Consider the following 25,759-nt stretch of genomic DNA (forward strand, 5'->3'; position numbering starts at 1 on the left):
CCCTTACTATAGTTTAAAGAAGGAGGTGTAATACCATCAATATTTTCGAAATACTATTTATAGCAGTTGTTGCAGCAGTTTTAGGATCTGGCGTGGGATATGTAATACGAAAAAGAATTGCGGAAGCTAAAATTGCTTCAGCAGAGGAAGCTGCGAAGAAGATTGTGGTAGAAGCAGAACGGGCTGGCGAAGCAAAAAAGAAAGAGGCACTGGTCGAAGCAAAAGAAGAAATTCACCGGCATCGCAGTGAATTGGAGCGTGAAACCAGGGAGCGCCGCGCAGAACTTCAGCGTTTGGAAAGACGGTTATTGCAAAAAGAAGAGAATCTTGACAGGAAGATCGACTCGCTTGAAAAAAAAGAAGAGGTTCTTAGCCGCAAAGAGGCTGAGTTGGATAAAAGTCAAGAAACTATTAATGAACTGTATGCTAAGCAATTAACTGAACTGGAACGTTTATCGGGCTTAACATCAGAGGAGGCACGCAGCCTTTTACTGGCTAATGCGCAAGAGGAAATAAAACATGAGACAGCTATGATGATCAAAGAGCTGGAACAACAGGCCAAAGAGGAAGCGGATAAACGAGCACGGGAAATTATTTCATTGGCTATTCAACGTTGTGCTGCAGACCATGTGGCCGAAACCACCGTATCGGTGGTGGCTTTGCCAAATGATGAAATGAAAGGACGCATTATCGGTCGTGAGGGTCGTAATATTCGGACTTTAGAAACCCTGACAGGGATAGATCTCATTATCGATGACACGCCAGAAGCTGTTATTTTATCAGGCTTTGATCCTGTACGCAGGGAAGTAGCTCGCATTGCTCTGGAAAAACTGATTACTGACGGAAGGATTCACCCGGCACGCATTGAAGAAATGGTTGAAAAGGCGCAAAAAGAAGTGGAACAGAAAATAAAAGAAGCTGGCGAGCAGGCTACTTTTGAAACCGGTGTGCATGGTTTGCATCCAGAGATTATCCGTTTATTAGGACGCCTAAAGTACCGTACCAGTTATGGGCAAAATGTGCTTAAGCATTCAGTTGAAGTAGCGCATTTAGCTGGAGTTATGGCTGCCGAACTTGGTGTAGATGTGATGCTGGCCAAACGGGCCGGATTACTGCATGATCTTGGGAAAGCTGTCGATCATGAAGTGGAAGGGCCACATGTAACCATTGGGGCGGATTTAGCCAAGAAGTACCGCGAGTCTGCTGAAGTGGTGAATGCGATCGGTGCTCACCATGGGGATGAAGAACCTAAGACCGTTCAGGCGGTGTTGGTAGCTGCTGCGGATGCTGTGTCTGCTGCCCGCCCGGGAGCACGTCGGGAAAGTCTGGAAAGTTATTTGAAACGCTTAACGCGCTTGGAAGAAATTGCTGATGCTTTTGAAGGTGTTGAAAAATCATTTGCAATTCAAGCAGGGCGGGAAATCCGCATTATGGTTAAACCAGATAAAATTGATGACTTGACTTCCGTACGCATGGCACGGGATATTGTGAAAAAGATCGAAAATGAACTGGAATACCCTGGACAGATCAAAGTTACCGTTATACGTGAGACACGCGCAGTTGATTATGCTAAATAAGTAAACTCAAACGACCTTTAACCGGGTCGTTTTTAATTTAATAGCTCTATTTGTTGTTCATAGTTGTGGATTTCCAGTAATTGAGATAGTGAAAAAGAAGGATTTAGTTTGCTCTTAGAGAATATTATTTAAGTATATTTTCTCTAAGACATAAAATAGTTCCTTTGCAGGGGAGGATATGCGAATTGGATTGTTACACTATGATAGATAATTTACAGTAGAGTGGATGGTGACCTGGATTATGCCTAAATATCAGCAGAATGATGAGCAACTTTCCGATGGCGTCAATTTACTTATTTCCATTTTGGTGCGTTATCCAGAAATCGGCACAATTAGTTTTGATCCGCAAAATGATAATTTAAAAATGACATTTTTGCTCTCTGGGATACCTTCGCCCCAAGAGTTTGAAGCGATTCGGCAACTGTTATCCAATAGTGTTTATGCTTATCAGATGCTGGAAGGCGTAACCGGGACTATAATAGATATCCAGTTAAGCAGTTATGATAAGGTGGCTATGTTAACTATAGTACGTGATGTTAATACATTATCTAAGGGAGAAATTGCTTTAGTCATCACTTTGCTGAGGGAAAAATTGCGGGAGCGTTTAATTACCGATCATAATGAGTCGATGCAGGAAGAAGACTTGCTCCTTCAGGAAGAATTGATCGATAATATGTTGGAAAGCATGAAGCAGCGGCAGACAGTCCAAAGCCTTATTGCCATACGGGAAGATGGCCGGGTTTTAGTTTTTAATAAATAAAAAGAAAGATAGAGGAAGGGCTATGCTATTATCCGGCATATGTGCCCTTTTCTATTATGATGAATTTACTAAATTATAAAAAATTTTCCAATTGAAAAAAAGGAATTATTTGGCCGGATAACGAATACCCAATTAAGACAGATATATTTCATTGCTTTTATTAAAGGAGGGTACTTAAAACATGGAAGTCTTGAAAGTATCAGCAAAGTCTAATCCCAATTCTGTAGCAGGAGCTTTGGCTGGAGTGCTGAGAGAACGTGGTGGCGCGGAGATCCAAGCCATTGGCGCCGGGGCACTCAACCAGGCGGTGAAAGCAGTAGCAATTGCAAGAGGTTTTGTAGCTCCGCATGGTGTCGATTTAATTTGCATCCCTGCCTTTACTGACATTCTTATTGATGGTGAAGAACGTACCGCTATGAAATTAATCGTAGAACCGCGTTAATATTTTTAGTAGAACCTGTTCAACAGAGCAGGTTCTACTGTTTTATCTTTGTAAGATATGGCATACTAATTTATATGGAGCTAAGAAATTGGCCCTCGCCTATTATAGAGTATACTCAAGGAGTGAAGATATGCAAGTCCAGATAAAAGCAAGTTCGGAGCTTAATACAATTTGTGACGGTTTAATTGTTGGAGTGTTTGAAAAAACTGTAGTATTGCCGGATACCTTGCAAGTGATTGACCAGGCTCTGTCAGGCTATATTGGGAAGTTAATAGAACAACAACCGGAGTGTACGAAGTTCGGTGAAATTAATTTTATCCATACCTGGGGGAAAATTGCTGCACGGGAAGTGATTTTGCTTGGGTTGGGTAAACGGGAAGAATTGTCGTCGGATAAAGTGCGTATAGCTTCAGGTATAGCAGTACGGGCAGCGAAAAAAGCCAATTGCCGTTCCCTGGTATCGGTATTGCATACAGCGCAAGAGGCTGTGATCTTACGGTCTGTTATTGAAGGAAGCATATTAGGAACTTACTCATTTGATTATTATAAAAGTGATAAAAAGAAAACAAAAAGCATCGAAACTCTTGCTTTTCTTCATCACCAAATTGACAAAATAGCAGACTATGAAGAACTGGTAGCCGAGATACAAGTAGTTGCCGACAGTGTAAATCTGGCCAGGGATTTGGTTAATCACCCGGCGTGTTATATGACGCCTGCTCAGATGGCTGCTGAAGCCGAAGAAATAGCACGGCAGGGGGATATAGAAGTAAAAGTTCTGGATAGAAAAGCAATGGAAAAAGAAGGCATGCATGCTTTGTTGGCTGTGGCTCAGGGAAGCAGTGAGCCACCCAAATGTATCATTTTAAAATATACAGGTGCCGGCCGCAACAGGCCATACGTTGCTTTTGTCGGTAAGGGAGTTACCTTTGATAGTGGGGGAATTTCCCTTAAACCCAGTGCCAATATGGAGGAAATGAAGGGGGATATGGCGGGAGGAGCTACTGTACTGGCGGCTATGGCAGCTATAAACCGTCTGAAATTGCCGGTAAATATTATCGGGGTTATTCCTTGTACGGAGAATATGCCTTCCGGCTCGGCACTGAAACCGGGAGATATCATTACTTCCATGAGTGGAAAAACTATTGAAATTGTAAATACCGATGCAGAAGGACGGCTAATTTTGGCTGATGCCATTACTTACGCGTGTAGGCAGGGCGCTAGCAAAATTGTGGATTTGGCGACGTTGACCGGAGCCTGTGTCGTTGCGCTGGGGGATGTTGCATCGGGGGTGATTACTAATGATCAAACATGGTGTGACGAAGTGCTCAATGCGGCTGCTGAAGCCGGTGAAGTGATGTGGCAAATGCCCAACCTGGAAGAATACAAAGAGCAAATTAAAAGTGAGATTGCCGATCTCAAGAATTCGGGCGGCAGAATGGCCGGAATGATTACAGCGGGACTGTTTATCGGTTGTTTTGTCGACAAGGTGCCTTGGGTTCATATTGATATTGCCGGAACCTCGGATACTAGTAAAACCAAAGGTTATAATATAAAAGGCGGTACTGGCGTGGGAGTACGTACACTGGTAAATTTGGCGAAGGCTATGGGTGGCAATGGATGAGCATTGATCTGCATATACATACCACTGCTTCTGACGGGCGCTACTCTCCTGAAGAAATCATAGTCCAGGCGCAAAAGGCAGGACTTACGCATATTGCCATTACCGATCATGATACAGTGGATGGACTGCTTGCTTTAGCTAGGCAGGGAAGGCTGCAGAGATCACCTTGCTTGACAGTAATTCCGGGTATAGAATTTAGTACCGATTTGCCGCAGCACGAAGTCCATATTCTTGGCTACCATATTGATATACATCAGCGTGCATTTCAGGAGCAACTAGCCATTCTTAAAAAAGACCGCCAGTTGCGCACCCGGCGTATTATCGAAAAGCTGAATCAACTGGGCTATGATATTGATTACGAGCAAGTTGTAAAAATTGCCGGTCAGAACGCGGCGCTTGGCCGAGCCCAAATTTCGAAAGCTTTGGTAGAGAAGGGGTATTTTAACACAGTTGGCGAGGTTTTTGAACGACTATTACAAAAAAACGGACCTGCTTATGTACCCCATTATAAATTGTCACCTGACAACGTTATACAATTGATTCGCCAGGTTGGTGGAAAGGCAGTGCTCGCACATCCGGGCCTGGTGGGTGATGATGGTGTGGTTTTAGCTATGATTCATGCCGGGATTGATGGGTTGGAAGTATATCATCCCAGGCATGATGCCAGAGATACCCAGAAATATTTAGAAATGGCACAACAGCATGGGCTGTTGATAACTGGTGGATCGGATTTTCACGGTATTGCTGGTCGTTTTCCTGAAAGACTGGGTATGATGAGTATCCCCCGTTCGCTGCTACAAGGCCTTTGCCAAAAGCAAATATAGGAGTTTCAAAGTGCTGTTAAATATAGTATACTAATAAGTGTCAGATTCGGGTCTACGCCTACTTGACAACACCTATCCGGGTGTTTATTTTTTATGTATAAGAAATGCAATTATGTGGAGGTCAATGCAATGGATGTGATCGCGCTAGTAGGACCAAGTGGAACCGGAAAAAGTCACCGCGCTTTGATTGTTGCTCATGAGTATGCTGCAGATGCAATTATCGATGATGGTATTTTTATCAAAGACAGCAAAATAATTGCTGGTTACTCTGCCAAAAAGGAACCTAGTAAAATAAAGGCAGTACGACGGGCTATTTTTATGGAACCCGACCACGCCAGTGAGGTTAGGGAAGCCATTGCTAAAGTCATGCCGGTACGGGTATTGGTACTAGGCACTTCGGAAAACATGGTGCAAAAAATCGTAGAGGCCCTGCAACTCCCCGGAATTAGCAAAGTGATTCATATTGAAGATATAGCGACGAGAGCAGAAATAGCAAAAGCGCGTGAGAGCAGGTTGAAGGAAGGCAAGCATATTATCCCTGTGCCTACAATTGAATTGAAACCACATTTCTCCGGCTACATGATTGATCCATTGGAAATCTTTTTTAAAAAACCGCAGGCCAAACGGAGAAATAAACTAGGAGAAAAATCAATTGTCCGACCTACTTTCAGCTATTACGGAAAATTGCTAATCTCTGATGCAGCCATTGCTTCCATTGTCGACTTTGTTGCCGTCCATGAAACGGATATTACTAGGACCGGGCAAATCAATATAAAAAATTCACATGATAAAGAAAAAGGAATTTCAATATCATTAGATGTTACCGTAATCTATGGCAGCGTTCTTCGGGAAGTTGTGTATAATGCTCAGTGCCGTATTAAAAATATGGTGGAATTCATGACTGGGTTACTGGTAAAGGAAGTAAATATAGCTGTAAAACGTTTGAGCTTAGAGTGAAACTAGGTGGTGTTTTTAAATGGATAGGACATTTCAGGAGCATATGGTTTTGTTCTCTGGATATGCTAAACTGCCAATTGGGATTACCGCGAATGAAATATATAAAGTTGTAGGCATCGTTGTACTTGTCAACGTTAATACAGGCGAGATTGTTGAAGCGGATTGCACTTTGGCTACCAAGCTGGCCCGCAGGCATATTGCGGATGCCTTGACCGGTTATAATTTGAATCAAGGTATGGAAGATCTGGTGCATTTGATTGACCGGATTTATCAGGGGGGAGCTAAAAAATCACTCATCACAACGATCCGAATTATCTATGATAAATATCGTAATTATAGAGAAGAAAATCATATGCATTCTTCCGGATAAATGAAAAAAGAATAATAACAGCAGGTATATTGACATAATTGAAAAATTGTCTTATTATATCTATAATGCCGAATCCTTGTAGGTACGGGGGAACCGATAGAAATATAGGGGTGAATCCAGATTTTTTTGGAGGGGTTATTCTCTAATCTTCTCTTTTACCCTAACCCGACAGCTAACCTCGGAGGCTGAGATGCCACAATCCTGCCTTGTTGCTTGCTTGCATAAGAGTGCGGATGTGGTTGAGTAAAGAGAGGTGGTACAAAATGAAGAAATTTTTCCTCATGGCAGTGCTAACTTGTTTACTACTGCTGACAAGTACCGTCGTTTTTGCAGCTCCGGGTGACGTGTCACTTAAAGTTGGTGCACGTGGTGATGACGTGCAGGTATTGCAAAGACTATTGACTGAAGCTGGTTTTTATAATGGTGCAATTGATGGTATATTTGGTAATGGTACGTTCCGTGCAGTTATGGATTTTCAAATCAGTAATGGGCTAACTGTGGATGGTATTGCCGGCAGGGAGACGTTTGCTTATTTGAACCGTGGTGATTCCAATTCGAGTCGGTATAGCCGGTCTTTAGTAATGAAAGCATCGGCCTATAGCGCTTATGATCCTGGTAATTCCAGTTATACGGCTCGCGGGAATTTATTGCGCAGGGGCTTAGTTGCAGTTGATCCCAATGTTATTCCACTAGGAACTCGATTATACATACCCGGGTATGGTTATGCCATTGCCGATGATACCGGCGGTGCTATACGAGGCAATGTGATTGATCTTGCTTTTGATAGTCACGCTGAGGCTATCCAATTCGGAAGACAGCAAGTTACTGTTTATATTTTAGAATGACAGGCTTTTTGCCTGTCTTATTTTTTTGAGCACATTAGTAAGTTGCTAGGATGGTGAAAAATACTGTGAAAGAATTCTGGCTTAGAGAAAGCAATATTTTATTGGCTGCCGTTTTACATGAGGCTGTGTCAGACAAGGTTCTGATTATTTGCCATGGATTTCTTGGTTCGAAAGATGGGAGCGGACGAGCCGTTTTACTGCAAACGAAGTGACAAACCTGGGAATAGCAGTAGTACGGTTTGATTTTACTCCTTTGGGAAATATTACCAGACAGGTTGAGGAAGTTAGTGCCGTCGTAAATTACTGCCGGCAGGTACTTGAAAGGCGTAGAATCTATTTGCTGGGGCGTAGTATGGGAGGCAGTGCTGCATTGGTTTATGCTGCTCAATATGGCCACATTGCCGGTATTTGTTTGTGGGCTACGCCATGGGATTTAAGAGAAACTTTTCGGCTGGTTTTACATGAGGATTATGAGAAACTGGTGATGGGACAAACTATAGGTATAGACACCGGTAATAAAACAATTATCTTACAACCGGATTTTATCCAGGACTTTGCTAACTATCAGTTATTGTCATCCATAAAGCAGTTAAATGTCCCTGTATTCATACTCCATGGTGATCAGGATGAAATTGTTCCTGTACAGCAGGCTCAACTGCTGTATCAGAGTGCAAAGCAACCCAAAAAGATCCATGTCATTCATGGTGGTGATCACCAACTGCATAAATTTTATGCCGAGAGCACGAAAGTCATTTTGTCATGGCTTCATTCTGTTTGTTAAAGGTGGTATATGAACCCGAGACTAATGCCATAATAAATTTAACTAGAAGAATTGCCCTGTTAACTCCATTAGTTCAGGGCATGTTTGTTTTAAGGAGTGCATTATTTTTGGATATATCAAATCACATTATGGCATTAGGCTTGGCTTTGCTTTCCGGTATCTTAATGGCAGTACAGGGGTCGTTGAACGCAGCATTAAGCAAAGTAATTGGGCTGATGGAAACAACATTTATTGTTCATCTTATCGGAACAGTGCTGCTGATTGTTATCCTGTTTTTGCTAAAATTGGGTCGCGGGAATTTGTATGCTTTAACTGACGCTCCTTGGTATGCCTATTTAGGAGGAGTGATCAGTATCTTTATCATCTATCTGGTTGCCGCCAGCATTCCGCAGGCAGGCATGGCTAATGCCACTACGGCAATTATTGTCGGGCAAGTACTGACTGCGATTATCATTGATCATCTCGGTGCCTTTGGTATGGAGCAGGCATCCTGGGAATGGAATGATCTGGCGGGTTTAGCACTGCTGGCTATTGGTGCTTATTTGCTGTTGAAGTAAATATCTTCTGTAAATATACTTATTCAGTTCGCTTGACAGAGTTTACTTGATCATGATATAGTATATATTGTTTTGAGGGGTTATAGCTCAGTTGGTTAGAGCGCTTCGTTGACATCGAAGAGGTCAGGGATTCGAGTTCCTTTAACCCCACCAGTAAATACGCGGGTTTGCAGGTTGTCTGTGAACCCGCTTTTTTGCGTTTTCTAGTCTTGCTAATCAACTCAGCTATAGCCCCTCATTTTAATTTCTATAAAGGTTCCGCAAATTGTCGATTTGGCCGATGTTATTTTTTGAGTGGGATAAATTCCAGTAAATTGCCAATACCGCAATTCAACAACGTATAAATACGGGCCACACCAGTTTATTTAGAATTGATTTGCCAAGAAGAATATGTTATATTATATATTGTTCGTTATAGTGGAGGAGCAGTTATGGACAATTTGAAATCTATCATTGTAGAACGAATGAAAATGATCAGATACAACAAGCAATTGAGTCTGGATCAGGCGGCGGAAATCACAGGAACCAGCAAAGCTATGTTAAGTCAGATTGAACGTGGCCAGTCAATGCCTACTATTACAACATTATGGAAAATTGCCACGGGATATAAGGTCCCGCTTACGTATTTTTTGGAAGAGGAAAAAAGCAGTTATACTTTAGTTGATTATTCCCAATCGAAGCCGGTTTTTGAAGAAAACGGCAAGATGCGGACATATACGCTTTTCCCATATAATCCTGTCCAAAACTTTGAAATGCTGTATATTGAATTCGATCAAGGCTGTGTACATGAATCCTCAAAACACATGGATGGTGTAGAGGAATATATTTTTGTTCAGACAGGAAGTCTGGAACTGCGCCTGGGGCAGGAAAAGCTTAGGATTTTCGAAAAACAGTGCTTTCGATTTAAAGGAGATATCCCACACAGCTATGTGAATTTAACGCAAGATCCGTGTACCATTTTAAATATTATATTTTATCCGGGCGCCATGTCTATAAACATATAGGAGACTCCATATGAAAAAAGCATTTTTACTAGGTATAGCAGGCTCTTTCTTTTTTGCATTCACATTTGTCTTAAACAGAAGCATGAATTTGTCCGGGGGAAGCTGGATATGGAGTGCGAGCCTCCGTTTTTTGTTCGCCCTGCCGATTATGGCATTGATTGTCAAAAAGAGATATGGATTTCAAAATGTCCATAAGGCGATTAAAAAGCAGTATAAAGAGTGGCTAATATGGAGCACCATCGGCTTTGGACTTTTTTACGCGCCACTTTCCTATGCCGGAGACCATGGAGAGGCATGGCTGATTGCGGCATCATGGCAAATAACAATTGTCACGGGGATACTCATGACACCTTTATTCGGTAAAAGAATTCCCGTTAAAAATCTATGTGCATCCGGGATTATACTAATGGGCGTTTTTTTATTGCAACTCTGCAATTTAGAGGATTTGAAAATACATACAATCTTGTTAACGGTTCTACCAATACTTGTCGCGGCCATTTCCTATCCACTTGGAAACAGGAAGATGATGGAGGTTTGTGGCAATCAATTGTCCACGATAGAGCGTGTTTATGGAATGATATTATCCAGTATTCCTTTCTGGCTCATATTGTCCCTTTGGGGTGTGGTAAAAGTAGGATTACCTTCTTTGTCACAAACGCTACAATCGTTTTGTGTTGCTTTGTTTTCGGGGAGTATCGCCACCTTGCTGTTTTTCAAGGCCACCGATTATGTGAAATCAAATCAGAGATGGATTGCTGTCATTGAATCGACACAGTCAGGTGAAGTTGTTTTTTCTCTTTTAGGCGGTATTCTGTTACTAGGTGATGCATTCCCTGATTTTTGGGGGGTGGTTGGAATTTTGCTTATTATCTTTGGAATGATTTTGAATAGCCTTTTATCGTCTGTCAGTCGAAAGGGTGTAAGGGCATAAGTTTATTGGAAGGCGGTTTAGTATTGATTAAGATTATGAACTTGGTAATATTTACATTAGCTGATTGCAATAGAGACCAAAGAAAAACGAAGCAATATTATTTATGATATATATAAGGAACAGGATGTTTCTTCAAAGATGATAGCGCCTTAAGGAACGCCTGTAAGATTATTGCCCGGCGGCTTTTAGGGCCTGTTGACAAACTGCTTCTAAACCCTTAAATTCACAAAAAATGGCATTTAAAACCCTAGTAGTTTCACGGGTTCTCAAATGCCATTTTTTTACGAAAAAGTCTTTTGTCAACAAGCCCTTTTAGCTGCCGGGCTTATTTTTTGGGGGTACCAGAGTTGTGGGATAGTCGCGAACCGAGGCAACTTTCTCCGGCGACATACATTCCGCGATCGGTTTTCGCTGACATTCAGACACATGCCGCTATTACGGACAAGTTCGGTATTTCGGAACAGGTTGTGTCCGCTAGACCTGTGAGCCAAGTTGACATCGAAGAGGTCGGAGATTCGAGTTCCTTTAACCCCGCCGGTAATACGTGGCTTTGTAGGCTATCTGTGAAGCCGTTTTTCGTGTTTTCTATTTTCCCGAATTACCATAGTTAATTTGATTTTTGTTATTGTCATGGTGTAAATGTGTTGAAGATGGCAATAGTTTATGCTTTATTATTAGAAACTTGGTGTTGTGGAGTTCTAGAGTGGCGTGAGTGCCTCATATGACGTGTCTACGAATCGTGGGCTTTATTGCTTAAAGACATGTGTCTATAATTCTTTCAAAAAAACAAATCTGCTTAAATTTATAATCGATGCTTAGCGATTTCCCGACGCCATTGCTTCAGGTTTTCTATATAGCTGTCGGGATCTTTCATAATGATACAGGTATATAACACATCAGCAATAGCCAGGTGAACCAGTCTAGAAGCAGTTGATTCGGAACGATAGGTAACTTCGCAGCCCATACCGCTTAGAACAATATCAGCCAGTTTAGTTATTGGTGAATTGGGGTAACCGGTGATGACAATAATGGGAGCGCCGGAATTCTTGGCAACTTTTACGGAATTTAATAAGTCGATATTAGAACCGGTGTGCGAAATGGCAATCAAAACGTCTTCCGGCGTAAGCAAGGATGCTGAAATAGCTTGCATATGCGTATCGGAAAATGAATGTGCCGATTTGGTAAGGCGTATCAAATGATTTTCCATGTCGTGAGCTACAATGCTGGACATGCCCAGAGCGTAAATATCAATTTTGCGGGCGGAGTTGATTTTTTCGGCGGCAGCTTCCATGGCAGAAAAATCAAGAATCTTTAATGTATCCTGCAGGCCAGTGCAAATATTGCCGAATAATTTCTTTGCCATGTATTCAACAGAATCGTCGACTTTGATATCTTGGAACACCGATTCTAAAGGAGTAAATATTTCTCCGGACAACGATATCTTAAGATCCTGTAATCCACTAAAACCTGCTTTACGGCAAAAACGCGATACGGTGATTTCCGATGTATTCGTTTTTTCGGCTATTTCCGATATGGTCTGCTTCATAGCCTGTTGTGGATAGTTTGAAATATAAGCTGCCAATTTCTGCTCTGATTTGGTGAAGTTTTTATAATATGGAACTAAAAAAGACAGTAGATTGGGTGAGGAGTTTTCCATGTCACCAATCCTCCCTATGAATAATTGATTGGCTTGTAAAACTTATTGTTGATAGAAGTATATCATTTATTATAAAAAAAATGCAATAACTACATCAAAAAAGTGTTGTGATTTTTGCGAATTTAGGATACAATTAAAACAAATGAAAAGAAATTATCAAAAAATATTATTTTAAATGAAGTAGTACTATCTTTAGTCTGTATTTTTTTAATATTATTGATATTGAATACTTGACAGTTTCATAATATTGAAATTTCTAAATATACATTTTTTTAATGTTTATAAGTCAAATTAAAATATATCTAAATTTTCTGATATTCAATAGGCTGAATATCTGTCATTTACATCGTTTTAATTTGATTTATATATCTAAGTCTAGTATCCATAATGGAGGGAGTTACTTTGAACAAAGTACTAATTACCGCCCGCTCGGCTGCGCACTGTGGGGAATGCCTTGATTTATTAAAACAAAATGGCTGTGAGGTGATTGATGGTTCTGGTGATGCACCGCGGAGCGAAAATGAAATGACTGCACTCATAACCGGGGTAGACGCTGTAATCGCCGGCGTTGATGAGGTAAGTGCCAAGGTTATTGCAGCCGGTAAGCCTACCTTGAAAGTAATCAGCCGGAATGGAGTCGGCTATAACAAGGTAGATGTACAGGCTGCACGGGCTAATGGGGTAGTAGTAACCTTGAGTCTGGGAACCAATAATATTTCCGTATGCGAACTGGTTTTTGGGTTACTTTTGTCGGTAGGGAGAAATATTGTCCGGCAAAACGAAGTGGTCCGTGCCGGTGGATGGCAAAGAACTCAGGGCATAGAATTGTTTGGTAAGACACTGGGGGTCATTGGTACCGGCCATATTGGCACAGAGGTTATTAAACGGGCTAAGGCGTTTGGTATGAGAACGCTGGCATTTGATTTGTATCCTCTGGCAGAACTGTCGGAATTATACGGGACGAGGTATGTTAGCCTGGAGGAGCTTTATAAAGAAGCCGACATGATCACCTTACATGTTCCCGCAACGAAAGCGACAATGGGTATGATTAATGAAGAAGTTTTACAATCGATGAAAGACTCTGCAATCATAATTAATACGGCACGAGGGGATTTAGTTCATGAAGAGGCTTTAGCGGTTGCTTTGAAGACCGGAAAAATTGCAGGTTATGGTGCCGATACGACCGTTCAGGAGCCGCCGGAAAAGGGGCATCCCTTTTTAGATCTCCCCAATGTGGTAATTACTCCACATTGTGGAGGCTATACTCGGGAAGCTGTAGTGCGCTGCAGTGTGACAGCTGCCGAAGAGGTATTAAGGGTGTTGCGCGGGGAAAAACCGTTGTTTCCAGTGACTCATTAAGGATAGATTAAGCTAGGAGGTTGAAAAATGTCGAATTTATTAAGAAAATATCAGACCGTCCAAAGGATTATCGATGTCGGTGTGGTAGCGGTTGTTCGCGCTGAAACTGAAGAACAGGCCAAGAAAATTGCGGATGCCTGCATAGCGGGAGGTGTCACTGCCATTGAGATGACATTTACTGTGCCGGATGCACATAAAGTTATGGAAAGTTTAGCGCAGATGTATTCGCCGGAGCAGTTGATATTAGGTGCAGGTACTGTACTGGATCCTGAAACTGCCCGCATAGCTATTTTAAGCGGGGCCAGCTATGTAGTAACGCCCATGTTGTCGCTGCCGACGGTTACGTTGTGTAATCGTTACCATGTTCCGGTAATGCCCGGTGCAGCGACTGCCAAAGAGGCGGTGGAGGCTTTAGAAGCCGGTGCCGACGTGATCAAGGTATTTCCGGGGGAATTATACGGACCGAAAGTCATAAAGGCCTTGAAGGGACCGCTGCCACAGGCTAATTTCATGCCGACCGGTGGCGTGACCCCGGATAATGCCGCGGAATGGATCAAAGCCGGAGCAGTAGCAATCGGAGCCGGCGGGGCATTAAGCGGGCCTGCAGCTAAGGGTGATTATGCCGGTGTAACTGAAAATGCCAAAAAATTTATTGCCGCAGTAAAATCGGCCCGCAGTTAACGGTAGTAATGAATGATTTCGAATTTACCTTTTAGGAGAGGATGAATACGCACATGAGAACTAAAATTGCCATAGTCAATTCCAGCAGTTTTGGAGAAATTTTTCCGGAGCATATAGAAAGGCTGGAAGCTCTGGGCGAGATTAAAAAATTTACCTTGCCTAAAGACCTGGGAGGGAAAGAACTGGCGGAATGCCTGAAGGGTCATGAAGTTATTATAGCTAGTGTGACGGCACTATATAACAGAGAATTTTTTGAGCATAAAGATAGGACGCTGTTGATTTCCCGGCATGGTATTGGTTACAACAATATTGATGTTACAGCAGCTACTGAGAAAGGCACCCTGGTTACCAAGGTTTCCAGTCTGATTGAAAGGGAAGCCGTAGCCGAAAATGCGGTTGCATTACTGATGACCGTGATGCGCAAAGTGCGGGAAGCTTCATGGGAGGCTAAGGAGGGTAAGTGGGCAGAACGGGCAAGGTTCGTTGGCAATGAGATTAAAGATAAAACAGTGGGTGTTATCGGTTTTGGTAATATTGGCAGCAGAGTCGGCGAAATATTAAAATATGGTTTTAATGCAAAACTGGTTGCTTATGACCCCGAACTATCAGCAGAAAAGATACAACAAAGAGGCGCAATACCCGTTACGCTGGAAGAACTGCTTTCCACAGCAGATATTATTTCGCTGAATGCCTGTGTAACTCCCCTGAATTATCATTTGCTTTCTGCGCAACAATTTTCTCTTCTAAAAAAGAAGGTATTTCTCGTCAATACTGCCCGCGGGGAACTAATGGATGAGAATGCGCTGATTGATGCTTTAGATAATGGCACAATAGCAGGGGCTGGTCTTGATGTGATCGAAGGTGAGCCAATTACAGCAGAACATCCTTTACTCAAATATGAAAATGTAGTCATTACTCCTCATACTTCTGCCTATACCTATGAATGCTTATATGGTATGGGGAATAAGGTTGTTACTGATGTAGAAAGGGTACTTGCCGGTCAGATTCCGGAGAATGTTATTAATACAGAAGTTTTATCCTGCAGATAATGCCGGAGTTATGGTTAGAGGATGGACATACAGTAACGTTTTGTGTTTTTTTGTTTAATAATTTAAATTTATGAAAAAGAGGTGTGGGAAATGGGAGAAATAAGTGTAACCCAGGCGGCTCTTATTGCGCTGTGGGTAACGGTAGTTCAGGCTCGTGCTCTAGGTTATTCAACGTTAATGCTCAGGTTTAGCCCAATGATGACAGGTTTAGTTGTCGGTATCGTCTTAGGTAATGTACCGTTGGCTATGACAATTACGGCGGCTATTCAATTAATTTATATGGGCATGATAGCGCCCGGTGGTGCCATGCCAAGCGAACCGGCCGTCGCAACCGCGATAGCGGTACCGGTTGCCATGCTCGCCGGTTTGGCACCTACAGAAGCGATTGCGGTAGCTGTACCGGTTGGCCTTTTAGGCAGTTACATTTATTCTTTTCGATTTTTTATTAACTCATTTATTGTTCGATTGATGGATAAGTATGCTGCGGAAACGAATGACAAGGGATTGACTTTTGCTATTATCATTCTTCCGATAGCTGTTAGTATGGTTTTGTTCTTTCCATTACTGTTTGTGGGTCTCTATGCAGGGGCTCCTGTCATTGCGTCCTTCCTTTCTCAGCTTTCAGGAGGAACCGTATTCCATGTCTTAGGGGCTGTTGGCGGTGGACTTGCTGCATTAGGTATTGCTTTGATTATGAAGGTAATTGGAAAAACTCAGTTTATTGTGTTCTTTTTGCTGGCATATTTCATGGCGGTAAGTTTTAAAAGCCTAGGGATCAATACGGTAACTTACGCCATTTTTGGTGGTATTATTGCGTATCTGTATACAATTTTTGCCAATGAAAATGTTGAACGCTAAAAGGAGTGAATGACCATGAGTGAAGAATTTGTTGACAAACAGACAAACAATATTGCTCCTCCGGAGAAAATTACGACCAAAGACTTAGCCAAGAGTTGGTTTCGGTGGTGGTACGCCAATGAAATTCCGCATAGTTTTGACAGAATGATAGCTCCCTCATTGTTATGGGCATTAATGCCGATATTAAGAAAATTATATAAAGAGGAGCGGCATTTAAAAGAAGCCTACGAAAGGCATACGCAGTTTTATAATACGCAGGCGATCTGGGGTGGAGGAACGATACTGGGGATAACCATATCGCTGGAAGAGGCCAGAGCCAAAGGATTGGCTGATGGCAGTGTTGATCCGGACAGTGAAGAGAGCGGAATTATTAATGCTACAAAAGTTGGTTTGATGGGGCCGCTGGCTGGTATCGGGGATGCCATTGACTCTGGTACGGTTCAGTATATTTTACTGGCCATTTTCTTGCCGTGGGCACAGGCAGGGAGTGGCCTGGGAGCGTTGATACCCTGGCTTGCTTTTGTGGTTTTAACCTATCTATATGGCTTTTATTTTGTAAGATTAGGGCATGGATTAGGCCGGGCAGCAGTCAGTGAAATTGTTGGCGGTAAAAATATAAAGAGGATTATCAATGGGTTATCCGTGTTAGGGATATTTATGATGGGGATTTTGGCAGCCTCTTATGTAAAAGTGGGAAGCAGCCTGAAGTGGACTATATCCGGTAAAGAGTTTGCCCTTCAGCAGATATTCGACCAAATCCTGCCCGGGTTGCTGCCGTTGATTACTGTTATGGGAATATATTGGTATTTCACCAAAAAGGGATTAAAAATAACGCAGGCACTTGTAGGAACGTCCGTTATTTTAGGAGTTCTGGCAGCGGTTGGCATATTGTAGGATTGGATCACGCAGCGATAATAACAGGTTGTCCTGTTATATCGTTAACTAGGATGGATTGGTCATGTTAATTATGAGGTGAGTTTATGAAACAAACGGCTGTGTTAATTATTACACACGGAAAATTCGGCATAGAATTACTAAAAAGTGTTGAAATGATTATTGGTGAACAACAAGATGCCTTTGCATTGGGACTGTGCTTAGGTAACGATGTGGATGATTTGCGTAATGATGCCGAAAAAATTGTCAGAAAAGCAAAAGAATCAGGGAAAGATGTTATTATTCTTGTCGATCTATTGGGTGGCAGTCCGTCCAATGTTGCCCTGTATATGGCCAAGGCCCATGATGTCAAGGTAGTTACCGGTGTTAATATATTAATGCTCATAGAATTATTTTCTTCCCGGGAGTCCAAAGAGGTGGATGAGCTTCTTGCGGCCGTGGTTAGCACCGGAGTGGAAGGCATAAAACAATTTCCACAATAAAAAAGTAGAGAGGGATGATAAAATGGGTGCAATTTGTTTAACCAGAGTGGATGATCGGTTAATTCATGGTCAGGTTATGACAAAATGGTCAAAGGGTGGTTTTAACAGTAATGCAATTTTTGTTGTGGATGACGAAATAGCAAAAGATCCTTTTATGAAAGATATCTATGCCATGTCGACTGCCAACTCGGGAATGACGATTAAAGTATTTTCTATAGATGGCGCCGTAGAGTATTGGGAAAAAGCTAATTTTGAAAACGACAGAGCCATTTTACTGTTTAAAACCATTGCTGCCGTCAAACAAGCTATTGAAAAAGGATTGCCGATAGATAATTTAAATGTGGGCGGAATCAGCAAGAAAAAAGATGCAAAGTTTGTAATTGACAGCGTAGCATTGCTTTCAAGCGATGTTGAAATACTGAAGGAGTTAAATGGCAAGGGGGTAAAGATATTTTTCCAGACAGTTCCGGATACCAAATTGGTTAGTTTTGAAAGTGGATTAAAGTCAATATCTTAAAGTTACAACAGTTAATTTGGATTTTTGATAGATGATCCGGGGCAGGTAGGAATTTTGCTTTTTGAAACTTGCTGGCTCAAAAGTTATTTGTTACCGGTCCCGGATCATTTTATAATGCGCAAGTATATGGAACCTTATCCTATAAACGTAATGTTTTGGTTTGCTCTCATTGCGCCTAAGTCAAGAGGTTAAGATTTACTGGCATGTGAATTTGAGGGGGAATATATGCAACATAACGATATAAAATTGGTAGCCCTTGATCTTGATGGTACCTTGCTGGATAGCGCCAAAAGGCTCCCTGAGAGTACGGCAGAGTATATTAGCCACATAAGCGGACAAGGCATCAAGGTGGTGCTGGCATCGTCCAGAATGCCACCAGGTGCGTTGCCGGTTTACAGGCAATTGGGGCTTAGGACACCGATGATCGCTCTGGGGGGAAGTTATGTATTTATCCCATCCAGCGATGAAATCATTTATGATCAGCCGATGTCCTTAAACGATTATCATTATGCAGTACGATTGCTGGAACAGCATCAGACTTATTTTAAAGTTTACGGCAGGAATTTCTTCTATACTCGGGAAATGGATGAACGGACAAGAAATTTTTCGCAAACTCACCACTCACCCGGTCGGTCTATGGAAGGCAAAAGTCTGACGGCTATGCCGGAATCTGCCTATAATTTGTTTGCTTTGGAAATTACTGACGAATTATTGCAGCTTTATTTATCTGAATTTAAAAAAAATTGTCCGCAGCTTCAAGTATTTACGGAAGGAAAGAATGGACTGGGGCTGGTTGATAAGCGGGCTGGCAAGGAAAATGCTTTGATCGCAATTGGCGCATATTATGGTATTAAAATGACAAATATCCTGACTATTGGCAATGAAAGCAATGATGTAAAGATGATTCAATGCGCCGGTATCGGACTTGCTATGGCCAATGGCTGTAAAGAAATCAAAGAGGCCGCGGATGCAGTTATTGGAGATAATGATCATTTAGGTGTGGAAACAGCGTTAAAACAGTATCTGGGTTTGTAATATTATCGTAATTTGATAAAGTCAATGATGAAAATTACGGAGGACGGAGCTTAATGCTAAGCTAAAAAGACGTAGTCAAAGTGCGTCAACACAGTCTAGGAGGAAATATATGAAACTGGGGCTAATTGGTATCGGGAAGATGGGCTATAATCTGGCAGAAAATTTTTTGGATAAAGGGCATGAGCTTATTGTCTATGATATTAATCCTGACAATATGAAAGGACTGGATACAAAAGGTGCAAATATTGCCGGTTCGATAGAAGAACTCGTCAATGGTCTTCGTGCACCTAAAATTATTTATTTAATGCTTCCGGTTGGCGATCCGGTCGAACAGACGATTCAGGCAGTGGTGCCGTACCTAAGTATGGGGGATATCGTCATTGATGGTGGTAATTCACATTATAAAGATACCGTGCGTCGTTATGCAATGTTGAAAGAGCGTGGCATCTATTATCTTGACTGCGGCACCAGCGGCGGTATAAGTGGTGCTAAACAAGGGGTATGTTTGATGATTGGCGGCGATAGGGAAATATATGATTACTGTGCACCTTTGTTTCTCAGCATGTCGCTTGCTGATGGATGCATTTACACCGGCCCAAGCGGTAGCGGCCATTATTGCAAGATGATTCACAATGGTATTGAATATGGAATGATGCAAGCCATTGCTGAAGGATTTGAGTTACTGCAGAGAAGTGGCTTTGCCTACAATCTCAAGGAGGTTGCCAGTGTGTGGAATCATGGCTCGGTCATTCGCAGTTGGCTGATGGAGTTATTGGAAAATGCATTAAGTGCAGATAATACTTTAAGTAATATCAAGGGGGTCATGTATTCGACCGGTGAAGGTAAATGGTCGGTTGAAGAAGCACTTGATAATTCTGTTTGTACCCCGGTGATTGCATTGTCGCTCTTGATGCGATATCGTTCCCTGGAAACAGATACATTTTCCGGTAAAGTAGTAGCTGCATTACGCAATCAGTTTGGTGGACATGCGGTTGCGAAATGTATAGCGGAATGATTAGTCAGTATATAAAAGATTGGGTTTAGCAAATTTCATTTACTTCACTAAGTGCCCATTCTGCCTTTTAAGATGACTTAATAAAACTAACTTGTGAAGACTTATATTGAGGACGTGCGAAAAGTTATGGGAGAGATAGTTAAGCCTGGATCTGATATGTACAGATTTTACGCAGAAACAGAATGTAAGGATGAGTAAGAACAGGCATACATGGCTTATGTGTATTTATCCATATAGCTGGGGAAAGGGATTAAATACCAAATGAATAACTGACATTGTAATAATAGCGCCGCAGAGATCTGCGGCGCTATTATTGTTATTGTTTATTAATCTACAAATATTTTTTTACAAAACGGGCGATGCGTTCTAAGGCCAGTGTCAGATTTTCACTGGATGTGGCATAGGAACAGCGGACATAACCTTCACCGCAGGTGCCGAAAGCATCACCGGGCACCAGAGCTACCTTTTCTGCTTTCAAAAGCTCTTCCGCAAAAGCCAACGAAGACAGGCCGGTTTCTTTAATTGAAGGAAAAATGTAGAAAGCTCCCTTGGGCTCAAAACAGGATAGTCCAGCGCTACGAAATCCCTCTAGCATTAAACGGCGGCGGTGGTTATATTCCGAGACCATTTCCTGTACGGCCTTATCACCACGGCGCAGAGCTTCAAGTGCTGCAATTTGAGCGGTGATAGGAGCACAGAGCATAGTAAACTGGTGGATTTTAGTCATAGCCGCAATAAATTCTGGATTGGACATAGCATAGCCAATGCGCCACCCGGTCATGGCATAAGCTTTAGAAAAACCGTCTAGCAGTATGGTCCGGTCTTTCATATCCGGCAAGCTGGCAAAGCAGGTATGTTGCCCGTCATAGGTTAACTTTCCATAAATTTCGTCGGAAATGACGACTAAATCATATTTTTTTACGAATTTTGCTATTTTTTCCATCTCGCGATGCGGCATAACAGCACCGGTGGGATTGTTGGGATAGCCAATGATGAGCACTTTTGTACATGGCGTAACGTATTTTTCTAGCTGTTCGGCCGTGACGCAAAATTCCGTCGCAATACTGGTCGGTACAGTGACCGGAATACCGCCTGCTAGAGTGACACAGGCTTTATAGGAGACATAGCATGGCTCGGGAATCAATACCTCATCACCTGGGCAAAGCAGGGTCCTCATAGCCAAATCAAGTGCTTCGCTGACGCCGACAGTGACTAATATTTCATTACGGGGATCATATGAAATCCCAAAATCATTAGATTTTAACAGGGCAATTTCTTTTCTCAGTTCCAATAAGCCATAGTTGGAGGTATAGGAAGTATAGCCGCGGTGCAGACCGTCGACACAACTGTCGCGGATATGCCAGGGGGTTACAAAATCAGGTTCTCCCACTCCTAAGGAGATTACATCTTCCATTTCCGAGACTATGTCAAAAAAGCGGCGAATACCTGAGGGCGGGATGGATTGCACTCTGGGAGATATGCGTTCCGACCAGCTCATGGTGATATCACCAGCCGGTGATCTTCTTCACGATCTTCCATAATGACATGCGCTTCCTTGTATTTTTTTAACATAAAGTGTGTGGTGGTGCTTACAACACCTTCAATAGTTGAAAGTTTGGTTGAAACAAAAGTAGCTACTTCTTTTAACGAATTGCCCTCAATCATAACCTGCAAGTCATAAGCGCCGGACATGAGATATAAACTGCGCACTTCCGGAAAGCGATAGATCCGTTCCGCGATAGCATCAAACCCCACTTCGCGCTGTGGGGTTATTTTTACGGCGATGATGGCAGTAACGCTGTCAACGCCGGCTTTTTCCCAGTTGATGATGGTATGGTACTTAACAATAATTTTTTCCTTTTCCAATTGCTTAATAAGGCTGGCAACTTCTTCTTGCGGTTTGTTTAACATAATCGCCAGTTTTTCCAAGGGCAATGTGTGATTTTTTTCCAATAATTCCAGCAATTCTTTCATAAAAAAACCTCCTGATTAAAAATAAAAAATCCCGTCCCTGAAAGGACGAGATTAGATTCCCGTGGTACCACCTAAATTAGCCATACGGCTCACTTGATCCTGTTAACGCCAGGATACGGCAATGCTTACTCTTAATTCAGCACACGGCTCAAGGAGGGCATTCAGTAACAGATTCTCCGCCGGATTTCACCTCAGCCGGCTCTCTGCAGAAGAAGTACTGTACCTACTATTCCTATCATCGCTTTAACTTATTTTTCAATATAGTACCATAGTAATTTTATTATTGCAAGCAACTCTTGAAATCTTTTTTATAAGAGCCATAACTGTTAGCTGACTGTATGCAAATATTTTTTAATACATATAATACAGCAAGGAAGGGAGTGATATTATTGAAATTGCTTTCTGTCGGCTTGAGCGGAGAAACAGAAGAAATTCGGGAAAAGCTTCAGCAGAACTGCAGTACATTGGCACAGGAAGGATTTCGGATTGCAATAGATGAGATAACGAAGGGAAATTATACTTTTCTGTGGTGCAACGTGCTGGAAGGTGAATTGTCCTTTCGTAGTTATGAACATATTAAACAATTGTTAAAAATTTACGTAGCTAACATTCTTTCCGATGTGATTATCGTGAAGGAAGAGAAAGATATAATCCGCAAGATCATCCGGCAAAATTATTATTATTTTAGTGATGAGGAGCGTAAGGCAGTTTATGATAATACGCTGAAAGTGTTAAATGGCAATAGCGCGATTGTCAATGAGTTTAATATTACCGACCGGCGAAAGAAAATATTGACAAAATTAATTGATTACCTGGATAATCACCATGAATTGATCGTAGAAGGTTTTGTCAATTTTCGTCTGAAGGAGTACCGTAAAGAACTGGTGCAGGTGGTTGATAAAGTAGTTGATGACTTTATGATGGAACTGGAATATAAAGAATTTATCCGTGTATTGCGATACTTCGTGGATATTCAGGAATCACAGATAGAGGAAGTTCATATATTGATGAATCAAAAAGGTATCTTCAAAATTATTGACACCTCCGGAAAAGCTATACACAATCAGTATCTGGAGAATTATATAAGTCAAAGCGTAGAAGAAATCAACTATGGTGATTTGCTGGTTACCGCCTTGATTACCATGGCACCGGAACATATCATACTGCATGGCAGTGATCCGACAGATGGTCAGGAAACAGTCGAGATTATCAAAAATATTTTTGAAGGCAGGGTTATGACTTGTAAAGGCTGCGCCGTTTGCCGGGCAAATATTTTTGAGAACATAACTCCCGATTAATTGACAAAGACCGGAAAGCTATATTACAATACTTAAAAGTATACAGAAAAAAGTAATGCAGAGGACATGGCAGTATTGTCAGGCGTTGCAGAGAAAAGATGCCTAAGGCTGTGAGCATCTTTACGTAACTCTTTATTGTTACCACCTCTAAACTGTGCGGCTGAAGACTTAATTGGTAAGCCGTGCCGGGAGTTTGTTCCCGTTATCAAATAGTCAAGATGAGTTTTTTAACTAATCAGGGTGGAACCGCGGGTAAACTCTCGTCCCTATGGGATGGGAGTTTTATTTTTTTCTGAAGGAGGAAGCTGAAATGAAAAAGATAAAAATTAAATTGCCGGATGGTGCTGTTCGGGAAGTGGAATCCGGGACTACTTTAGCTGAGGTGGCACAAGCGATTAGCCGTAGCTTGGGTAAGGCGGCATTAGTCGCTAAAGTAGATGGGCAAGTATGTGATTTACAGCGCAAAGTGGAGAAAGATGCCAAAGTTAAATTTTTGACTTTTGCAGATGAGGAAGGAAAAGCTGCGTTGCGTCATAGTGCTGCGCATATTATGGCTCAGGCGGTTAAACATTTATATAAGAATGTCAAAATAGCAATCGGACCGGCTATCACCAATGGATTTTATTATGACTTTGATGCGGAAAACAATTTTACTCCTGAAGATCTGGCTAGTATCCAGGCGGAAATGGAGCGCATTATTAAGGAAGATATACCAATCGAACGAATGGAAATGAGCCGGGAGGAGGCAGTCCGTTTTTTTGACGGACAGGGAGAAACTTACAAAGTGGAACTGATTGAAGGATTGCCGGAAGACGCAGTAATTTCGCTCTATCGTCAGGGTGATTTTGTCGATTTATGCGCCGGTCCTCACGTACCGTCTACCGGTAGGGTAAAGGCTGTAAAACTACAGAGTCTGGCGGGAGCCTACTGGCGGGGCGATGAAAAACGGAAAATGCTGCAGCGCATTTATGGAACTGCTTTTGAAAAAAAAGTGGAATTAGACGCTTATTTATTGATGTTGGAAGAGGCGGCAAAACGTGATCACCGGAAGCTTGGCCGTGAGATGGATTTATTTAGCATTCAGGATGAAGGTCCGGGTTTTCCTTTTTTTCATCCCAAGGGAATGGTTATCCGCAATGAATTGGAGGCATTCTGGCGTAAGCTGCATATTAAGTTTGGCTACCAGGAGATTAAGACGCCGATTATTTTAAGTCAGACTTTGTGGCAACAATCCGGTCATTGGGATCACTATCGTGAAAATATGTATTTTACCCAAATTGACGGTGAAGGATATGCTATTAAGCCGATGAACTGTCCGGGCGGTATTTTAGTATATCGTACTCAGCATCATAGTTATCGTGACCTGCCGCTCAGAACGGCAGAACTGGGGTTGGTTCACCGGCATGAATTGTCAGGTGCGCTCCATGGTTTAATGCGGGTTCGCAGCTTTACACAGGATGATGCTCATATCTTTATGCTGCCATCGCAAATAAAAGAAGAAATCAAGGGTGTTATTGATCTTTTTAACACAGTCTACAGCACTTTCGGTTTGTCTTATCATGCGGAATTAAGTACGAAGCCGGAAAAAGCGATGGGCGATGATGCCGTCTGGGAATTGGCTACAACTGCTTTGAAAGAAGCACTCGAAGATTATGGTATGTCATATAAAGTGAATGAAGGCGACGGTGCATTTTACGGACCAAAGATCGATTTTCATTTACAAGATTCCATTGGCCGCACATGGCAATGCGGTACGATACAATTAGACATGCTGCTGCCGGAAAAATTTGACCTGACCTATATCGGAGAAGATGGACAAAAACATCGTCCGGTTATGATTCATCGTGTTGCCTATGGAAGTATGGAGCGGTTTATCGGCATACTGATTGAGCATTATGCCGGAGCTTTCCCGACCTGGCTGGCACCGGTACAGGTTAAAATTCTGCCGATTACCGACCGGCATGTTGCTTATGCACAAGAAGTGGCTAAGCTGATGCAGAATTCGGATATCCGGGTCGAAGTCGATGACCGTAATGAAAAGATTGGTTATAAAATTCGGGAAGCACAGGTTCAAAAAATTCCCTATACCCTGGTTATTGGCGATAAAGAGCAGGAAAGCCGGAGTGTTGCTGTTCGTAAGCGGGGGCAGGGAGATTTAGGAAGCCGGAAAGTGGAAATGTTTATAGAGGATATAGGAAAAGAAATTGATGAAAAGGTTAATTCCTAACTAAAAATACTTGACTTATGAATCATTAGATGATATTATTCATA

26 protein-coding genes, 1 tRNA gene, 1 riboswitch and 1 other annotated feature are annotated in these 25,759 nt (G+C 42.1%); of the genes, 24 read left to right on the forward strand and 3 right to left on the reverse strand.

Annotated elements, in window-relative coordinates; genetic code table 11:
- Positions 1–35: 35 nt before the first annotated feature.
- The 13 genes from rny (at position 36) to P22_RS11220 (ending at position 10,669) form a co-directional block, all read left to right on the forward strand.
- A complete protein-coding gene (rny, locus tag P22_RS11160) occupies positions 36–1,577 on the forward strand; it encodes a ribonuclease Y (RefSeq protein WP_054260321.1) in 1,542 nt (513 codons plus the stop codon).
- Positions 1,578–1,818: 241 nt separating this feature from the next.
- Positions 1,819–2,337 carry a hypothetical protein gene (locus P22_RS11165; protein ID WP_054260322.1) on the forward strand — a complete coding sequence of 173 codons (519 nt, stop codon included), beginning with the start codon at positions 1,819–1,821 and terminating at the stop codon, positions 2,335–2,337.
- Positions 2,338–2,518: 181 nt separating this feature from the next.
- Positions 2,519–2,779, forward strand: coding sequence for a stage V sporulation protein S (locus P22_RS11170; protein WP_054260323.1), 261 nt, complete (start codon positions 2,519–2,521; stop codon positions 2,777–2,779).
- A gap of 130 nt (positions 2,780–2,909) precedes the next feature.
- Entirely contained in the window at positions 2,910–4,400 is a 1,491-nt protein-coding gene (locus tag P22_RS11175) for a leucyl aminopeptidase (RefSeq protein WP_054260324.1), read from the forward strand.
- A complete protein-coding gene (locus P22_RS11180; protein WP_054260325.1) occupies positions 4,397–5,224 on the forward strand; it encodes a PHP domain-containing protein in 828 nt (275 codons plus the stop codon). The genes P22_RS11175 and P22_RS11180 overlap by 4 nt, the downstream gene beginning before the upstream one ends.
- 129 nt (positions 5,225–5,353) lie before the next feature.
- Positions 5,354–6,181: an Asp23/Gls24 family envelope stress response protein gene (locus P22_RS11185; RefSeq protein ID WP_054260326.1), complete on the forward strand. Its 828-nt coding sequence runs from the start codon at positions 5,354–5,356 to the stop codon at positions 6,179–6,181.
- Positions 6,182–6,200: 19 nt separating this feature from the next.
- Complete coding sequence (locus P22_RS11190) at positions 6,201–6,551, forward strand: DUF3870 domain-containing protein (RefSeq protein WP_054260327.1); 351 nt, start codon at positions 6,201–6,203, stop codon at positions 6,549–6,551.
- Positions 6,552–6,607: 56 nt separating this feature from the next.
- Positions 6,608–6,753, forward strand: a riboswitch (cyclic di-AMP (ydaO/yuaA leader).
- A 61-nt stretch (positions 6,754–6,814) separates the two neighbouring features.
- Complete coding sequence (locus P22_RS11195; protein ID WP_054260328.1) at positions 6,815–7,396, forward strand: 3D domain-containing protein; 582 nt, start codon at positions 6,815–6,817, stop codon at positions 7,394–7,396.
- 148 nt (positions 7,397–7,544) lie between these two features.
- Positions 7,545–8,177 (forward strand): alpha/beta hydrolase, encoded by a 633-nt coding sequence (locus P22_RS11200; RefSeq protein ID WP_156318935.1) that lies wholly within the window; start codon positions 7,545–7,547, stop codon positions 8,175–8,177.
- Positions 8,178–8,284: 107 nt separating this feature from the next.
- Positions 8,285–8,734, forward strand: coding sequence for a DMT family transporter (locus P22_RS11205; RefSeq protein ID WP_054260330.1), 450 nt, complete (start codon positions 8,285–8,287; stop codon positions 8,732–8,734).
- Positions 8,735–8,810: 76 nt separating this feature from the next.
- Positions 8,811–8,887 (forward strand) — tRNA-Val (locus P22_RS11210).
- Positions 8,888–9,165: 278 nt separating this feature from the next.
- Entirely contained in the window at positions 9,166–9,738 is a 573-nt protein-coding gene (locus tag P22_RS11215; RefSeq protein WP_054260331.1) for a helix-turn-helix domain-containing protein, read from the forward strand.
- A 10-nt stretch (positions 9,739–9,748) separates the two neighbouring features.
- Positions 9,749–10,669, forward strand: a complete 921-nt coding sequence (locus tag P22_RS11220) for a DMT family transporter (RefSeq protein ID WP_054260332.1) — start codon at positions 9,749–9,751, stop codon at positions 10,667–10,669.
- An 802-nt stretch (positions 10,670–11,471) separates the two neighbouring features.
- Here P22_RS11220 and P22_RS11230 read toward each other — a convergent pair.
- Positions 11,472–12,326 carry a MurR/RpiR family transcriptional regulator gene (locus P22_RS11230; RefSeq protein WP_054260334.1) on the reverse strand — a complete coding sequence of 285 codons (855 nt, stop codon included), beginning with the start codon at positions 12,324–12,326 and terminating at the stop codon, positions 11,472–11,474.
- Positions 12,327–12,728: 402 nt separating this feature from the next.
- Between P22_RS11230 and P22_RS11235 the strand changes: the two genes are divergently transcribed.
- The 9 genes from P22_RS11235 (at position 12,729) to gnd (ending at position 20,216) form a co-directional block, all read left to right on the forward strand.
- A complete protein-coding gene (locus P22_RS11235; RefSeq protein WP_054260335.1) occupies positions 12,729–13,685 on the forward strand; it encodes a phosphoglycerate dehydrogenase in 957 nt (318 codons plus the stop codon).
- A gap of 27 nt (positions 13,686–13,712) precedes the next feature.
- Positions 13,713–14,366, forward strand: coding sequence for a bifunctional 2-keto-4-hydroxyglutarate aldolase/2-keto-3-deoxy-6-phosphogluconate aldolase (locus P22_RS11240; protein ID WP_054260336.1), 654 nt, complete (start codon positions 13,713–13,715; stop codon positions 14,364–14,366).
- 53 nt (positions 14,367–14,419) lie between these two features.
- Positions 14,420–15,415 carry a D-isomer specific 2-hydroxyacid dehydrogenase family protein gene (locus P22_RS11245; protein ID WP_054260337.1) on the forward strand — a complete coding sequence of 332 codons (996 nt, stop codon included), beginning with the start codon at positions 14,420–14,422 and terminating at the stop codon, positions 15,413–15,415.
- Positions 15,416–15,505: 90 nt separating this feature from the next.
- Positions 15,506–16,273, forward strand: a complete 768-nt coding sequence (locus P22_RS11250; RefSeq protein WP_054260338.1) for a PTS mannose/fructose/sorbose/N-acetylgalactosamine transporter subunit IIC — start codon at positions 15,506–15,508, stop codon at positions 16,271–16,273.
- Between the two features lie 15 nt (positions 16,274–16,288).
- Positions 16,289–17,167 carry a PTS system mannose/fructose/sorbose family transporter subunit IID gene (locus tag P22_RS11255; RefSeq protein WP_216598068.1) on the forward strand — a complete coding sequence of 293 codons (879 nt, stop codon included), beginning with the start codon at positions 16,289–16,291 and terminating at the stop codon, positions 17,165–17,167.
- A gap of 86 nt (positions 17,168–17,253) precedes the next feature.
- Positions 17,254–17,649: a PTS sugar transporter subunit IIA gene (locus tag P22_RS11260; RefSeq protein WP_054260340.1), complete on the forward strand. Its 396-nt coding sequence runs from the start codon at positions 17,254–17,256 to the stop codon at positions 17,647–17,649.
- A 22-nt stretch (positions 17,650–17,671) separates the two neighbouring features.
- Positions 17,672–18,166 carry a PTS sugar transporter subunit IIB gene (locus P22_RS11265; protein ID WP_054260341.1) on the forward strand — a complete coding sequence of 165 codons (495 nt, stop codon included), beginning with the start codon at positions 17,672–17,674 and terminating at the stop codon, positions 18,164–18,166.
- 225 nt (positions 18,167–18,391) lie between these two features.
- Entirely contained in the window at positions 18,392–19,201 is an 810-nt protein-coding gene (locus tag P22_RS11270) for a Cof-type HAD-IIB family hydrolase (RefSeq protein ID WP_054260342.1), read from the forward strand.
- A 109-nt stretch (positions 19,202–19,310) separates the two neighbouring features.
- Entirely contained in the window at positions 19,311–20,216 is a 906-nt protein-coding gene (gene gnd / locus P22_RS11275) for a phosphogluconate dehydrogenase (NAD(+)-dependent, decarboxylating) (RefSeq protein WP_054260343.1), read from the forward strand.
- Between the two features lie 331 nt (positions 20,217–20,547).
- Here gnd and P22_RS11280 read toward each other — a convergent pair whose 3' ends face one another.
- A complete protein-coding gene (locus P22_RS11280) occupies positions 20,548–21,714 on the reverse strand; it encodes an aminotransferase class I/II-fold pyridoxal phosphate-dependent enzyme (protein WP_054260344.1) in 1,167 nt (388 codons plus the stop codon).
- Complete coding sequence (locus P22_RS11285) at positions 21,711–22,190, reverse strand: Lrp/AsnC family transcriptional regulator (protein ID WP_054260345.1); 480 nt, start codon at positions 22,188–22,190, stop codon at positions 21,711–21,713. Before P22_RS11285 ends, P22_RS11280 begins: the two co-directional genes overlap by 4 nt.
- A gap of 38 nt (positions 22,191–22,228) precedes the next feature.
- Positions 22,229–22,438: a binding site (T-box leader), on the reverse strand.
- A 141-nt stretch (positions 22,439–22,579) separates the two neighbouring features.
- Between P22_RS11285 and ytxC the strand changes: the two genes are divergently transcribed.
- Together ytxC and thrS are read left to right on the forward strand one after the other, a co-directional pair.
- Complete coding sequence (gene ytxC / locus P22_RS11290) at positions 22,580–23,488, forward strand: putative sporulation protein YtxC (protein ID WP_054260346.1); 909 nt, start codon at positions 22,580–22,582, stop codon at positions 23,486–23,488.
- Between the two features lie 310 nt (positions 23,489–23,798).
- The gene (gene thrS / locus P22_RS11295) at positions 23,799–25,715 is read left to right on the forward strand and encodes a threonine--tRNA ligase (RefSeq protein WP_054260347.1); all 1,917 of its coding nucleotides are present in this window, start codon (positions 23,799–23,801) and stop codon (positions 25,713–25,715) included.
- Positions 25,716–25,759: the final 44 nt, after the last annotated feature.

Origin of the sequence: Propionispora sp. 2/2-37 (genome assembly GCF_001298735.1) — a bacterium.
Lineage (GTDB): Bacteria > Bacillota > Negativicutes > Propionisporales > Propionisporaceae > Propionispora.

Bases quoted from the DNA above. Each gene is read 5' to 3' on its own strand.
- P22_RS11165 (WP_054260322.1), top strand. From the start codon at position 1,819: ATGCCTAAATATCAGCAGAATGATGAGCAACTTTCCGATGGCGTCAAT.
- P22_RS11170 (WP_054260323.1), top strand. From the start codon at position 2,519: ATGGAAGTCTTGAAAGTATCAGCAAAGTCTAATCCCAATTCTGTAGCA.
- P22_RS11175 (WP_054260324.1), top strand. From the start codon at position 2,910: ATGCAAGTCCAGATAAAAGCAAGTTCGGAGCTTAATACAATTTGTGAC.
- P22_RS11180 (WP_054260325.1), top strand. From the start codon at position 4,397: ATGAGCATTGATCTGCATATACATACCACTGCTTCTGACGGGCGCTAC.
- P22_RS11185 (WP_054260326.1), top strand. From the start codon at position 5,354: ATGGATGTGATCGCGCTAGTAGGACCAAGTGGAACCGGAAAAAGTCAC.
- P22_RS11190 (WP_054260327.1), top strand. From the start codon at position 6,201: ATGGATAGGACATTTCAGGAGCATATGGTTTTGTTCTCTGGATATGCT.
- P22_RS11195 (WP_054260328.1), top strand. From the start codon at position 6,815: ATGAAGAAATTTTTCCTCATGGCAGTGCTAACTTGTTTACTACTGCTG.
- P22_RS11215 (WP_054260331.1), top strand. From the start codon at position 9,166: ATGGACAATTTGAAATCTATCATTGTAGAACGAATGAAAATGATCAGA.
- P22_RS11220 (WP_054260332.1), top strand. From the start codon at position 9,749: ATGAAAAAAGCATTTTTACTAGGTATAGCAGGCTCTTTCTTTTTTGCA.
- P22_RS11230 (WP_054260334.1), bottom strand. From the start codon at position 12,326: ATGGAAAACTCCTCACCCAATCTACTGTCTTTTTTAGTTCCATATTAT.
- P22_RS11240 (WP_054260336.1), top strand. From the start codon at position 13,713: ATGTCGAATTTATTAAGAAAATATCAGACCGTCCAAAGGATTATCGAT.
- P22_RS11245 (WP_054260337.1), top strand. From the start codon at position 14,420: ATGAGAACTAAAATTGCCATAGTCAATTCCAGCAGTTTTGGAGAAATT.
- P22_RS11250 (WP_054260338.1), top strand. From the start codon at position 15,506: ATGGGAGAAATAAGTGTAACCCAGGCGGCTCTTATTGCGCTGTGGGTA.
- P22_RS11255 (WP_216598068.1), top strand. From the start codon at position 16,289: ATGAGTGAAGAATTTGTTGACAAACAGACAAACAATATTGCTCCTCCG.
- P22_RS11260 (WP_054260340.1), top strand. From the start codon at position 17,254: ATGAAACAAACGGCTGTGTTAATTATTACACACGGAAAATTCGGCATA.
- P22_RS11265 (WP_054260341.1), top strand. From the start codon at position 17,672: ATGGGTGCAATTTGTTTAACCAGAGTGGATGATCGGTTAATTCATGGT.
- P22_RS11270 (WP_054260342.1), top strand. From the start codon at position 18,392: ATGCAACATAACGATATAAAATTGGTAGCCCTTGATCTTGATGGTACC.
- gnd (WP_054260343.1), top strand. From the start codon at position 19,311: ATGAAACTGGGGCTAATTGGTATCGGGAAGATGGGCTATAATCTGGCA.
- P22_RS11280 (WP_054260344.1), bottom strand. From the start codon at position 21,714: ATGAGCTGGTCGGAACGCATATCTCCCAGAGTGCAATCCATCCCGCCC.
- P22_RS11285 (WP_054260345.1), bottom strand. From the start codon at position 22,190: ATGAAAGAATTGCTGGAATTATTGGAAAAAAATCACACATTGCCCTTG.
- thrS (WP_054260347.1), top strand. From the start codon at position 23,799: ATGAAAAAGATAAAAATTAAATTGCCGGATGGTGCTGTTCGGGAAGTG.